Origin of the sequence: Xanthomonas graminis pv. graminis, from assembly GCF_030168915.1 — a bacterium.
Lineage (GTDB): Bacteria > Pseudomonadota > Gammaproteobacteria > Xanthomonadales > Xanthomonadaceae > Xanthomonas_A > Xanthomonas_A translucens.
In genome coordinates this window covers 2,141,932-2,153,959 of the sequence record NZ_CP076255.1, presented here as the reverse complement: position 1 = coordinate 2,153,959, position 12,028 = coordinate 2,141,932, and the positions used below count along the sequence as shown (strand labels likewise).

The 12,028-nt window shown below is 70.4% G+C and carries 13 protein-coding genes; 6 read left to right on the top strand and 7 right to left on the bottom strand.

Annotation, left to right across the window (positions count from 1 at the left end; all coding sequences use genetic code 11):
* Positions 1-69: 69 nt before the first annotated feature.
* The 5 genes from KHF85_RS09450 to KHF85_RS09430 form a co-directional block, all read right to left on the bottom strand.
* On the bottom strand, positions 70-780 hold the full coding sequence (locus KHF85_RS09450) for an MOSC domain-containing protein (RefSeq protein WP_284569367.1): 711 nt from the start codon (positions 778-780) through the stop codon (positions 70-72).
* Between the two features lie 22 nt (positions 781-802).
* Positions 803-2,011 carry an aminotransferase-like domain-containing protein gene (locus KHF85_RS09445; RefSeq protein ID WP_284569366.1) on the bottom strand — a complete coding sequence of 403 codons (1,209 nt, stop codon included), beginning with the start codon at positions 2,009-2,011 and terminating at the stop codon, positions 803-805.
* 220 nt (positions 2,012-2,231) lie between these two features.
* Positions 2,232-2,486 (bottom strand): DUF6587 family protein, encoded by a 255-nt coding sequence (locus KHF85_RS09440; RefSeq protein WP_284569365.1) that lies wholly within the window; start codon positions 2,484-2,486, stop codon positions 2,232-2,234.
* 1 nt (position 2,487) lies between these two features.
* Positions 2,488-4,371: a ferrous iron transporter B gene (feoB, locus tag KHF85_RS09435; protein ID WP_284569364.1), complete on the bottom strand. Its 1,884-nt coding sequence runs from the start codon at positions 4,369-4,371 to the stop codon at positions 2,488-2,490.
* Positions 4,368-4,619 carry a FeoA family protein gene (locus tag KHF85_RS09430; RefSeq protein WP_139119781.1) on the bottom strand — a complete coding sequence of 84 codons (252 nt, stop codon included), beginning with the start codon at positions 4,617-4,619 and terminating at the stop codon, positions 4,368-4,370. Before KHF85_RS09430 ends, feoB begins: the two co-directional genes overlap by 4 nt.
* Before the next feature lie 125 nt (positions 4,620-4,744).
* Between KHF85_RS09430 and KHF85_RS09425 the strand changes: the two genes are divergently transcribed.
* From KHF85_RS09425 to KHF85_RS09400, 6 genes are all read left to right on the top strand, one after another.
* Complete coding sequence (locus KHF85_RS09425; RefSeq protein WP_284569363.1) at positions 4,745-5,533, top strand: enoyl-CoA hydratase-related protein; 789 nt, start codon at positions 4,745-4,747, stop codon at positions 5,531-5,533.
* Entirely contained in the window at positions 5,530-5,931 is a 402-nt protein-coding gene (locus tag KHF85_RS09420; protein WP_284569362.1) for a VOC family protein, read from the top strand. Before KHF85_RS09425 ends, KHF85_RS09420 begins: the two co-directional genes overlap by 4 nt.
* Before the next feature lie 176 nt (positions 5,932-6,107).
* Positions 6,108-7,001, top strand: coding sequence for a hydroxymethylglutaryl-CoA lyase (locus KHF85_RS09415; protein WP_284569361.1), 894 nt, complete (start codon positions 6,108-6,110; stop codon positions 6,999-7,001).
* Between the two features lie 232 nt (positions 7,002-7,233).
* Positions 7,234-8,004: an SDR family oxidoreductase gene (locus KHF85_RS09410; RefSeq protein ID WP_284569360.1), complete on the top strand. Its 771-nt coding sequence runs from the start codon at positions 7,234-7,236 to the stop codon at positions 8,002-8,004.
* Between the two features lie 103 nt (positions 8,005-8,107).
* On the top strand, positions 8,108-8,674 hold the full coding sequence (gene yeiP / locus KHF85_RS09405; RefSeq protein ID WP_284569359.1) for an elongation factor P-like protein YeiP: 567 nt from the start codon (positions 8,108-8,110) through the stop codon (positions 8,672-8,674).
* Positions 8,675-8,758: 84 nt separating this feature from the next.
* Positions 8,759-8,923, top strand: coding sequence for a hypothetical protein (locus tag KHF85_RS09400; protein WP_284569358.1), 165 nt, complete (start codon positions 8,759-8,761; stop codon positions 8,921-8,923).
* Positions 8,924-9,663: 740 nt separating this feature from the next.
* Here KHF85_RS09400 and KHF85_RS09395 read toward each other — a convergent pair.
* Complete coding sequence (locus KHF85_RS09395; RefSeq protein WP_284569516.1) at positions 9,664-11,559, bottom strand: Lnb N-terminal periplasmic domain-containing protein; 1,896 nt, start codon at positions 11,557-11,559, stop codon at positions 9,664-9,666.
* A 56-nt stretch (positions 11,560-11,615) separates the two neighbouring features.
* On the bottom strand, positions 11,616-11,933 hold the full coding sequence (locus KHF85_RS09390) for a DUF2388 domain-containing protein (RefSeq protein ID WP_284569357.1): 318 nt from the start codon (positions 11,931-11,933) through the stop codon (positions 11,616-11,618).
* Between the last annotated feature and the right edge of the window lie 95 nt (positions 11,934-12,028).

Genomic DNA, 12,028 nt, shown 5'->3' with positions numbered 1-12,028 from the left:
TTCAGTCCCGACAGCATCCGCAGCCGGACGCCTCATCGCACCATTCGTCGCGGCCGCACGTTGACAGCCTTACTCGGCCGCGGGTTGCCCCAGCAGGCGCTTGTCCCAGCATTCGACCTCGCGCTGGGCCAGGCGCCGCTCGAACAACACGCGCCAGTTCGGCACCAGCGGCAACGCCAGCACCTGCTCCAGCTGCGCCAGGTCCAGCTCGCGCCGATACAGCAGCTGGATCAGGCGGGCCAGCGACCAGCCCGGATACGGCCGTTCCAGCAACACCAGCCGGTCGCCGGCGGCGACCTCGCCCGGCTGCAGCACGCGGTAGTACCAGCCGGTGCGGCCGCTTTCCTGCACGCGCCGCGCCAGCGCGGCCACGCCGAAGCGGTCGGACAGCTTCCAGCACGGCTGCCGCGACTGCGACACCTCGACCAGCGCCGTGCCCAGCCGCAGCCGGTCGCCCAGGCACAGGTCGGCCTCGGTGGCGCCGTGCGTGCTGAGGTTCTCGCCGAATGCGCCGGATGCGTCCAGCAAGGCGTGCGCACCCAGTTCCTGGCGCCAGGCCGCGTAGTGGTCGCGCGGATAGTGGTGCAGCGCCTTGTCCGGGCCGCCGTGCACGCGGCGGTCGCCCTGCTCGTCCAGCTCCAGGCCTTCCATGCCGATCCGCAACCGCCCGGACAACGGCCGCTTGGCGATCGCACTGCGGCTGCCGGGCCGGGTGAAGTCCTGCACACGGCCGACCAGCACCGCGTCCACGCTCAGCTCCAAGGCCGCAGCCGGGTTCATGTGCAGGCGCACGGGCGCCGGATCAGGCCGCCGCGCCGCGATGCGCGGCGATTTCGGCCTGCAGCAGTTCGCCGAGGATGCGCACGCCGGTCTCGATGCGCGCTTCCGGCACGGTCGCGAACGACAGGCGCAAGGTGTTGCGCTGCGGCTCGACCGCGTAGAACGGTGCGCCCGGCACGAAGGCGACGTTGCGCTCGATCGCCTTGGCCAACAGCGCGCCGCCGTCCATGCCGGCCGGCAATTCGACCCAGATGAACATGCCGCCGGCAGGACGATTCCAGCGCACCTGCGAGGGAACGTATTTCTCCAGCGCCGCGAGCATCTGCTGGCAGCGGCTCGCGTACAGGGTGCGGATGGAGGGGATATGCGCATCCAGGAAGCCGTCCTGCACCGCCTCGTAGACGATGCGCTGGCTGAACGAAGGCGTGTGCAGGTCCGCCGCCTGCTTGGCCTGCACCAGCTTGGCGTGCACCGCTTCCGGCGCCACCACGAAGCCCAGGCGCAGGCCCGGCGCCAGCACCTTGGAGAACGAGCCCATGTAGATGGCGCCGTCCGGATGCATCGACAGCAGGCTCGGCAGCGTGTCGCCGCTGTAGCACAACTCGCCGTAGGGATCGTCCTCGACGATGGGCACGCCGGCGGCCGCCGCGCGCGCGACCAGCGCCTGGCGCCGGTGCAGCGGCAGGCGCCGCCCGGTCGGGTTCTGGAAATTCGGCAGGCAGTACATGAAGCGCGCGCCGGCCAGTTGCGCGTCGTCCAGCGCGTCCACCACCAGCCCGTCGTCGTCCGACTGCATCGCCGCGAACGCCGGCTGGAACAGCGAGAACGCCTGCAGCGCACCGAGATAGCTCGGCGTCTCCACCAGCACCTTGCTGCCTTCGTCGATGAACACCTTGCCGAGCAGGTCCAGGCCCTGCTGCGAGCCGGTGGTGATCAGCACCTGGCTGGGGCGGATCGTGGCGCCGTCGCGGCTCAGGCGCGCGGCCACCCATTCGCGCAGTGGCAGATAGCCTTCGGTCGGGCCGTATTGCAGCGCGGCCTGCGGCGCTTCGCGCAGCACCTTGTCGCAGGCGTACTGCATGCGCGCGACCGGGAACGTGTCCGGCGACGGCAGTCCGCCGGCGAAGGAGATCACCTCCGGACGCTCGGTGACCTTGAGGATTTCGCGGATCGCCGAACTGGTCAGCGCCTGCGCACGGCGGGAGAACTGGAAGGAGGTCGTCATCGGCATAGGATAATCCCGGCGGTGCCGGCGCGCAGCGCCATGCGCCCCGGCGCTTCTGGACCATGGCCGGGACCTCAGAACCCAGTGAAACCCATGCAAGAAGCCGATGCGCGCGCAGCGGACGCTGCGGCGATACCGCGACGCGAGCCAGTCCCGCGCCCGCGCTTACGCGAACAAGGGCAGGCGTTTGCAGGCGCCCTGTCGGCCCTGCCCGTTGCCGCCAGGCTCAGTGCCGCCGCGGCGGTGCCGGGCCGCAACTGTCGCAACCGCCGCACGCGCCTGGGCCGCCGCTGGCCGCAGGCGCGATCCTGCGGCCCAGCGCCTGCAACCAGGTCGCCCGGCCCGGCTTGAGCAGGCGCAGGGCGATCGCACTGCGCAGCGTGCGCGCAGTGCCGGGAAACTGCTTCTTCAGCACCACCCAGGCGCTGAGCAGCACCGCCAGCGCGATCACCAGGTACTGCAGCAGCAGCGACGTGCTCATCTCAGCCTGCTCCCAGCGCCGCCGCGACCTGGTAGGTGAGCAGCGAGGCCAGATACGCCAACGCGAACAGGTAGAACGCGGCGAAGCTCATCTGCTTCCACGAGTTGGTCTCGCGCTTGATCGTGGCCAGGGTGGAAATGCACATCGGCGCGTAGATGTACCAGACCAGCAGCGACAGCGCGGTGGCCAGCGACCAGCCATCGTGGATCAGCGGCGACAGCGCCTGCGCGGCGGCATCGTCGTCGGCCGCCGACAGCGCGTACACCGTCGCCAGCGACGCCACCGCCACCTCGCGCGCGGCCAGGCCGGGGATCAACGCGATGCAGATCTGCCAGTTGAAGCCCAGCGGCGCGAACACCGTGGTCATCGCGTGGCCGATGCGGCCGGCGAAGCTGTAGTCGATCGCCGGCAGCGTGGCGTTGGCCGGCGCGGCCGGGAACGACAGCAGGAACCACAGCAGGATGGTCAGCGCCAGGATGATGCCGCCGACGCGCTTGAGGAAGATCGCCGCGCGCTCCCACAGGCCCAGCGCCAGGTCGCGCAGGTGCGGCACCCGGTACGAGGGCAGCTCCAGCAACAACGGATGCTCGCCCTTGTCGCGGCGCCACTTCTTCATCGTCCACGACACCGCCAACGCGCTGGCGATCGCGGCAAAATACAAGCCGAACAGCACCAGGCCCTGCTGATTGAACACGCCCCAGACCTGTTTCTGCGGAATGAACGCGCCGATCAACAGCGTATACACCGGCAGCCGCGCCGAGCAGGTCATCAACGGCGCGACCAGAATCGTGGCCAGGCGGTCGCGCGGGTCCTGGATGCTGCGCGTGGACATGATCCCTGGCACCGCGCAGGCGAAACTGGACAACAGTGGGATGAACGAGCGCCCGGACAGCCCCGCCGCCGCCATCATCTTGTCGAGCAGAAACGCCGCGCGCGGCAGATAGCCGGATTCCTCCAGCGCCAGAATGAAGGCGAACAGGATCAGGATCTGCGGCAGGAAGATCACCACCCCGCCGAGGCCGGCGATGATGCCGTCGACCAGCAGGCTGTTGAGCGGCCCCGCCGGCAGGGCTGCGCCGACCCAGGCGCCGAGCCCCTTGCTGCCGGCATCGATCAGATCCATCACCGGCTTGGCCCAGGCAAACACCGCCTGGAAGATCAGGAACATCACCACCGCCAGGGTCAGCAGCCCGGCGACCGGGTGCAGCAGCCAGCGGTCCAGCGCGTCGTCGATGCGCGAAGTGCGGCTCGGCATCGATACCGCGGCGGCGAGGATGCGCCGCACCTGCTGGTGGTAGTCGCCCTGCCCTTCGGCCGGCGCCACCGCCGGCGCCACCGCCGGCGGCAGCGCCGGCGGCAGCGCCGGGGCCAGGGCGTCGAGCCGCTCGACCAGCGCCCTGGCGCCGTTGCGGCGCACCGCCACGGTCTCGATCACCGGCACGCCGAGCGCGTCTTCCAGCGCCTGGCGGTCGATCCGGATGCCGCGGCGCTGCGCGGCATCGACCATGTTCAGCGCCACCAGCATCGGCTTGCCCAGCTCGCGCAGCTCCAGCGCGAAACGCAGGTGCAGGCGCAGGTTGGTGGCATCGACCACGCACACCAGCACGTCCGGCGCCGGCTCGCCTGGATAGAAGCCGCGGCACAGGTCGCGGGTGATCGCCTCGTCCAGGCTGGCCGGCTGCAGGCTGTAGGCGCCCGGCAGGTCGAGCACGGCGAAGTCGCGCCCGGACGGCGCGCGGAAGCGGCCTTCCTTGCGCTCGACGGTCACGCCGGCGTAGTTGGCCACCTTCTGCTTGCTGCCGGTGAGCTGGTTGAACAGCGCGGTCTTGCCGCAGTTCGGGTTGCCGACCAGGGCCAGGCGCAGCGGACCGGCGTCCACGCTCATGACCGCGTCTCGGCGCTGACGCTGACCTGCACCCGCGCCGCTTCGCTACGGCGCAACGCGAAGCGCGTATAGCCGACCTGCACCAACAACGGCTCGCCGCCGACCGGCCCGCTCGCCAGCACCTGCACCTGCTCGCCGGCGACGAAACCCAGCTCGCGCAGGCGGCGCGCGATGGCGTCGTTGGGCTGGCGGTCGTGCACGGTCTCCACGGTGGCAGTGCTGCGCAACGGCATATCGGACAACGTCACGGAACGTTCCGTCGATAAGAATGGTTATCAATTGTAGCACCGCCGCAGCGCATGATGGCGCGGCCGGCACAGCCCGCTATCATCGGCCGTATGGCTGCCGTTATCCCTTCGCGAGAGAACCGCCGATGAGCGATGCACTGCTGCTGGAGCGCTCAGGCAAGGTCCTGACGCTGCGGTTGAACCGACCCGAGGTACGCAACGCGTTCGACGCCGCGCTGGTCGCGCAGCTGACCGAAACCCTGCACCAGATCGGCGCCGATCCGAAGGTCAAGGTCGTGGTGCTGGCCGGCGCCGGCGCCGCGTTCTCGGCCGGTGCCGACCTGCAATGGATGCGCTCGATGGCCAGCGCCAGCGAGGCGGAGAACCTGGCCGATGCGCTGGCGCTGGCGCAGCTGATGCGCACCCTGGACGAACTGCCCAAGCCGACCGTGGCGCGGGTGCATGGCGCGACCTTCGGCGGCGCGGTCGGGCTGGTCGCCTGCTGCGACATCGCCGTGGCCTCCACCGATGCCCGCTTCGGACTCAGCGAGAGCCGCCTGGGCCTGTTGCCGGCGGTGATCTCGCCGTATGTGATCGCCGCGATCGGCGCGCGCCAGGCGCGGCGCTGGTTCGCCAGCGCCGAAGCGTTCGATGCGGCGACCGCCACCCAGATCGGCCTGGTGCACCAAGCCGTGGCGCCGAACGCGCTGGACGCGGCGGTGCAGCGTCAGGTGGAACTGCTCGGCCAGGCCGGCCCGCTCGCCGCCGCCGGCGCCAAGGCGCTGGTGCGCCGGGTCGCCGCCGGCGGCGACAACGCCATCGTGGACCGCGACAACGCCGCGCTGATCGCGCGGCTGCGGGTCTCGGCCGAAGGCCAGGAAGGGCTGAGCGCGTTCCTGGACAAGCGCGACCCGAACTGGCTGGGATTCTGGTGAGCCCGCTCGATCACATCGGTCTGCGCTGCACCGACCTGGAGCGCAGCCTCGCCTTCTACCGCGCCGCGTTGGCCGCGCTCGGGCTGGACATCGTGATGGAGGTGAGCGCAGCGCAGAGCGGTGATCGCCGCCACATCGGTTTCGGACGCGACGGCAAGCCCAGCGTCTGGCTGACCGACGGCGCCACGGCTACCGGCGGCGGATTGCATCTGGCCGTCGTTGCCGCCGACCGCGCCCAGGTGGATGCCTTCCACCGCGCCGGCCTGGCCGCCGGCGGTCGCGACAATGGCGCGCCCGGCCTGCGACCGCATTACCACCCCAACTACTACGGCGCCTTCCTGCTGGATCCGGATGGACACAACATCGAAGCCGTCTGCCAGCGGCCGGCGAGCGCCTGAGCGGCGCCTTCCGGTAGCGGTCGTACTCGCGCAGGCTGCAGCTTGCGCCGCTCGGCGACGGCGCGCAGCCGTCCACTCCAAGGAATGCCTGTGACCGCCAATTCGCCGTTTCCCTCCTGCCCCACGCAGCCTCTGCCGATCGCGCCCGTTTGCGCGCCGCGCTGCAGGCGCCGCCGATGAGCGACTTCGTGCGCCTGGTGGAAGTGGGACCGCGCGACGGCCTGCAGAACGAGAAGGCCTGGGTCGCCACCGCCGACAAGATCGAGCTGATCGCGCAGCTGTCGCGCACCGGCCTGCGCAGCATCGAGGCGACCAGTTTCGTCAGCCCCAAATGGGTGCCGCAGCTGGCCGACGCGGCCGAGGTCTACGCCGGCATCGTGCCGGCGCCGGGCGTGGACTACCCGGTGCTGGTGCCGAACCTGCAGGGCTACGAGCGTGCGGCCGCGGTCGGCGTGCGCGAGGTCGCGGTGTTCACCGCCGCCTCGGAAACCTTCAACCGCACCAACACCAATGCCGGCATCGACGAATCGCTGGCGCGCTTCGCGCCGGTGCTGGCGCGCGCGGCCGCCGATGGAGTCAAGGTGCGCGGCTACGTCTCCACCGTGCTCGGCTGCCCCTACCAGGGCGAAGTGCCGCTGGCCGATGTGGTGCGGGTGGCGCGGCAGCTGCACGCGATGGGCTGCTACGAGATCTCGCTGGGCGACACCATCGGCGTCGGCACCCCGGGCAAGGCGCGGGCGATGCTGCGCGCGGTCGCCGCCGAGGTTCCGATGGCGGCGCTGGCGGTGCATTTCCACGACACCTACGGCCAGGCCCTGGCCAATATCGCCGCATGCCTGGAGCAAGGCGTGCGCGTGGTCGATGCGGCGGTGTCCGGCGCCGGCGGCTGTCCCTACGCCAAGGGCGCCAGCGGCAACGTCGCCAGCGAGGACGTGGTCTACCTGCTGCACGGCAACGGCGTGGCCACCGGCATCGACCTGCCGGCCCTGGCTGCGACCGGGCGCTGGCTGGCGCAGAAACTCGGCCGTCCCACCGGCAGCAAGGTCGGCCAGGCGCTGGCGGCGTCGTAACCGCAAGCGGCCGGCGCGCCGGCAGCGCTCGTCCTCGGCGCCCTGCTGCCCCACGCCACCCACCAAGCACGGCGGCGACGCATGCACGTCCCGACCGTAGCGACACAGAACGAAGCCTTCCCGAGAGACGTTCTTCGGGTCCCGAGTCCCCGGTCCCCGGTCCCGAGTCCCCACTCCCCAGTCCCGACCTCCAGCCAGCTAAAATGCCCGCTTCCCTGGAAAGGAGCACCTCATGCAGCTTGCCGATCTCCGCGCGGTCGTCACCGGCGGCGTTTCCGGCCTCGGCCTGGCGGTCGCGCAGCGCATCGTCGCCGAGGGCGGTAAGGTCGCGCTGTTCGATCTCAACGACGACAAGGGCGCGGCCGCGGTCGCCGCGCTCGGCGCCGCGCAGACGCGCTATTTCCGCACCGACGTCAGCGACGAGGCGCAGGTGGCAACGCAGCTAAGCGCGGCGCGCGACTTCCTCGGCGGGCTCAATGCCGCGATCAACTGCGCCGGCATCCTCGGCGCCGGCCGCGTGCTCGGCAAGGAAGCGCCGATGCCGCTGGCCACCTTCCAGGGCACGGTGATGGTCAATCTGGTCGGCAGCTTCAACGTCGCCAAGGCCGCCGCCGACCTGATGCAGCACAACGCGCCGGGCGAGGACGGCGAGCGCGGCGCGATCGTCAACACCGCCAGCGTCGCCGCCTACGAAGGCCAGATCGGCCAGGCCGCGTATGCCGCCTCCAAGGGCGGCGTGGTGGCGATGACCCTGCCGATGGCGCGCGAACTGGCGCGCTTCGGCATCCGCGTCAACACCATCGCCCCGGGCATCTTCTGGACCCCGATGGTGGACGGCATGCCCGAGGCGGTGCAGCAGTCGCTGGCCGCGTCGATCCCGTTCCCGCCGCGGCTCGGCCGCCCGGAGGAATTCGCCGACACGGTGCTGTTCCTGCTGCGCAACCGCTATCTCAACGGCGAGGTCATCCGCCTCGACGGCGCGGTACGCTTGGCGGCCAAGTAGCCGGGAATCGGGAATGGGGAATCGCAAAGCGCATCCCTGTCACTGATTCTCGCCCGCCTGCTTGACGCTTTTCCCATTCCCCAATCCCGATTCCCAGCCCCCCATGAAAGCCAACGAAATCAAGAAAGGCAACGTCGTCGAGTACAACAACGGCGTGTACCAGATCCGCGACATCGAACGCAGCTCGCCGCAGGGCCGTGGCGGCAACGTGCGCTTCCGCTTCGTGATGTACAGCGTGCCGGGCGGCAACAAGCTCGACGCCAGCTTCGACGGTGATGACGACCTGCGCGAAGTCGACCTGCTGCGCCGCCAGGCCACGTTCTCGTACAAGGACGGCGAGGCGTTCGTGTTTCTGGACGACGAGGACTACACCCCGTACACGCTCGATGCCGACGTGATCGGCGACGACGCCGGCTACATCACCGAAGGCCTGAGCGGCCTCTACGTGCAGGTCATCGACGACCAGCCGGTGGCGGTGCAGTTGCCGCAGAGCGTGACCCTGGAAGTGATCGAAACCCCGCCGGAGCTGAAGGGCGGCACCGCGACCAAACGGCCGAAGCCGGCCAGGCTCAGCACCGGGCTCGAGATCATGGTGCCGGAATACATCGGCAACGGCGAGCGCGTGCTGGTCAACACCACCACCGGCGAGTTCGCCGGCCGCGCGGACTGAGTCGGTGCGTGTACGGCGCGGTCTGGTGCTGGCTGTGCTGTTGATCCTGCCGGGCCTGGCGGCGGCCACGCCAAGGCCGGCTGCATGATCCCGGCGGAGGTGGATCCCGAGCACCACGCAGGCTTCTGCGCGCTGCCGCAGGAGATCCGCGCCTTCGTCGCGCGCAAGGACGTGTGCAGCCACTTCGCCGGCGAAGAAGCCGACGATGCCGCGCGCCGCCGCGAGTTGGAAAAGGCGATGGCGAAGTAGTGCGACGGCAACGAGGCGACCTGGGCCAGGCTGCGCGCGAAGTATCGGCAGGATCCTGCGCGCGATGCTTGGCTGAATCGCCATGGCGAAGACGTGGGTCGCGATTTGCCGTAATGGCGGCTGGTTGCGCGAGCTGCGCCAATGGTCCTGTCGCGGCTGAAGCCGCTCCTACAGGGAGCGGCAAGCTCTTGTAGGAGCGGCTTCAGCCGCGACAGACCGTGCCAGGAAATGCATTAGCGTCCGCTGGCGTCAAGACGCCTTGGGTCGCTCTGACATGCCATGTCGTGACCGGAATCGAATCATCACGCGGCGCGCGTCAGCCTCGAACGACCTTACCAGCGCCGCCATTACGATGCCGCGCGCCGTCGCGAGCTGGAAAAGGCGATGGCGAGGTAGTGCGACGGCAACGAGGCGACCTGGGCCAGGCTGCGCGCGAAGTATCGGCAGGATCCTGCGCGCGATGCTTGGCTGGATCGCCATGGCGAAGACGTGGGTCGCGATTTGCCGTAATGGCGGCTGGTTGCGCGAGTTGCGCCAATGGTCCTGTCGCGGCTGAAGCCGCTCCTACAGGGGGCAGCAAGCTCTTGTAGGAGCGGTTTCAGCCGCGACAGACCGTGCCAGGAAATGCATTAGCGTTCGCTGGCGTCAAGACGCCTAGGGTCGCTCTGACATGCCCTGTCGTGACCGGAATCGAATCATCACGCGGCTCGCGTCAGCCTCGAACGACCTTACCAGCGCCGTCATTTCGTGTCCGCAGGCTGCAGCAGCGACGGCGACAGCAACTGCAGCCCCCCGCCTTCGCGGTTGAGATCGCGCAGCCGCGCGCCCAGCGCCGCCAGGTTCGCGTCGATCTGCTGCAGTTCCGCGCGCAGCGGCGGCGGCAGCAAGGCGTGCAGACGCGCCTGCAGCACGGCGCCGTCGCTGCGCAGCGCGTCGATCCGCGCCTGCCCCTGATGCTGCAGCCAGGCGCGCTCCTGCGCCTGCGGCAGCCCATAGCCCGGCTGGCCCTGCAGCAGCATCGACGGTTGGCTCAACAGACCTTGCTGCGCCAGCACCGCGCGCACTGCGGCAGCCGCATCCTGGGTCTGGACACCCGTCGCGTCGGCGACCGAGGTGGCGTCACTGGCACCAGCAGCGACGCCGGAGCCGGCAGCGGCAGGCAGGTGCCCCCTGGCCAGATAGCGCCGTTTCAATGCATCGCGACCACGCTGCTCCTGGCGCCGGCGCGCGGCGTTCTCCAGCAACAACAGTGCGGCGCTGGCGCGCAGGTCGCCGCGCTGCAGCCAGGGCGCGCGCTGCGCCGCCGGCACGTCCAGCCAGGCTTGCGCAGTGCGCGCCGGCAGTACCAGCTGCGCGCGCGCGACCGCGAACATCGCCGCGTAGTGCGCGCTCGCCGGGGCGAAGTAATAGCCCTGGCGTGTGGCCGCATCCGCATCGTCCAGCACCGCGGTATCGGCGATGCCGGCGCGGGCCAGGCGCCGCAGCAGGCCGGTGGGGCTGATCCCGGACAACCGCGCGCCGGCCAGGCGCGGCACGCCGTCGTGCAGCAGCGTGTAGGTTTCCACCGCGCAGTTGTTGCTGAGGAAGTAATAGCGCCCGTCGTAGCTCCAGTGCAATTGCGCGGCGCGTTCCAGCAGTGCCGCAATCTCCTCAGGCGCCAGCCGCAGCGGAATCGACTGCAGGCCGCGCAGCTGCACCTGGGTATAGTCGTCCACCACCTGGCGCAGCGGCAGCACGAACAGCCGCGACGGATACGAACCGAGCAGACCGCGCAGGTTGGAGATCTGCACGTCGTCGACGAAGGCACGGAACGACAGCACCTTGTGATACGCCAGGTCCAGGCGGCAATCCGGACCCGACGCGCGCCCCGGCGCGCAGATCACCAGCCGCAACATGCTGTGGCCCCAATGGCTCATCGGCTGCGCGTTGCCCTCGGCCAGCAGGTAGTCCACCGCGTAGACCCGCGCAGGATCGACTTGCAGCAGCGCCGCCTCGTCGGCCAGCGGATCCTGCAGGTAGGCCAGGCCGGGCGCGCAAGCCGTCGCCGGCGGCGACCAGGCCAGGCGCTGCGCGAAATAGCGCGCCAGCGCCGGGCGCCGGCAGGCATAGTCCGGATCGAGCAAGAAGTGCTCCAGGTTGACCGCGACGAATTCCGCCGGCGACGCCAGTTCGTACCGGTCCGGGCTACGCTCACTGAAGGCGTTGCGGCCCCGGCGCAGGCCCAGCCGCATCGGGCTGACCTGCCAGCCGGCCAGATCCAGCAGGCGCGGATCCGACGACAGCCGGCCCGTCGCGGAACGGTCGTAGAAATGCGCCAGTTCGTGCAGCAGCGCGGCGACCGCCGGCCGCCGTGCCGGGTCTGCCGCGCCAGCGTCGGCGGCAGCAGTGGCAGGCTGCAGCACCATCCACGCGCGCAGCAAGGCCTTGTTCAATAGCAGCTGCCGCGCCTGCGCCCGTCCGTGCACCTGTTCGGGCAGATCGTCGCGCCATTGCACGGTCAGCGGTGCCGCGATCGCCGCGCTCCAGGCCGGGGGCAGCCTCGGCAGCGTCGCGTCAAGCAGCGCCTGGCTGGCCGCGCGTTCGGGCGCGCTCAATCCGCTCGCATCGACCTGCAACTGCAAGGCCTGCGCAGGCATTGCGCACGCCAGCCACAGCAGCGCCAGCCATGCCAGCCGGCGCCGCGGGCGCGGTGTCACAGCGCCAGGATGGCCTGCGCCAACTGCAGGTCGCTGGCCTGCTGCGCCTGCGGGTTGCGCTCGCGCAGCACGCGCAGCGCCGCCTCCAGCTGCGCGCCGCGGAGGCGGCCGGCGCTGGCGACGAAACCGGCCGCGTCGTCGCGCGCCTGCAGCACCAGCTTGTCGTTGCCGGAGCTGCTGTCCGAGGACGCCGAACTGCCGGCCGAACCGGCCGAGGCCGAGCCGGCGGAACTGCCGGCGACGCTGGATGCCTGCGCGAACGCCGGGACGGTCAGGATCAACAACAGCGCGCAGCGCGCGGTCACTCGGTTCATCGCATCGGTTCCAACGGGATCGGGAAGGAGAAGCGGCGGTGGCCGCCTCGGCATAGCCTAGCCGGCCGCCGCCGCGAGCGCGAGCATCGCCGCAG

Bases quoted from the DNA above. Each gene is read 5' to 3' on its own strand.
- KHF85_RS09450 (WP_284569367.1), bottom strand. From the start codon at position 780: ATGAACCCGGCTGCGGCCTTGGAGCTGAGCGTGGACGCGGTGCTGGTC.
- KHF85_RS09445 (WP_284569366.1), bottom strand. From the start codon at position 2,011: ATGCCGATGACGACCTCCTTCCAGTTCTCCCGCCGTGCGCAGGCGCTG.
- KHF85_RS09440 (WP_284569365.1), bottom strand. From the start codon at position 2,486: ATGAGCACGTCGCTGCTGCTGCAGTACCTGGTGATCGCGCTGGCGGTG.
- feoB (WP_284569364.1), bottom strand. From the start codon at position 4,371: ATGAGCGTGGACGCCGGTCCGCTGCGCCTGGCCCTGGTCGGCAACCCG.
- KHF85_RS09425 (WP_284569363.1), top strand. From the start codon at position 4,745: ATGAGCGATGCACTGCTGCTGGAGCGCTCAGGCAAGGTCCTGACGCTG.
- KHF85_RS09415 (WP_284569361.1), top strand. From the start codon at position 6,108: ATGAGCGACTTCGTGCGCCTGGTGGAAGTGGGACCGCGCGACGGCCTG.
- KHF85_RS09410 (WP_284569360.1), top strand. From the start codon at position 7,234: ATGCAGCTTGCCGATCTCCGCGCGGTCGTCACCGGCGGCGTTTCCGGC.
- yeiP (WP_284569359.1), top strand. From the start codon at position 8,108: ATGAAAGCCAACGAAATCAAGAAAGGCAACGTCGTCGAGTACAACAAC.
- KHF85_RS09400 (WP_284569358.1), top strand. From the start codon at position 8,759: ATGATCCCGGCGGAGGTGGATCCCGAGCACCACGCAGGCTTCTGCGCG.
- KHF85_RS09395 (WP_284569516.1), bottom strand. From the start codon at position 11,559: ATGCCTGCGCAGGCCTTGCAGTTGCAGGTCGATGCGAGCGGATTGAGC.
- KHF85_RS09390 (WP_284569357.1), bottom strand. From the start codon at position 11,933: ATGAACCGAGTGACCGCGCGCTGCGCGCTGTTGTTGATCCTGACCGTC.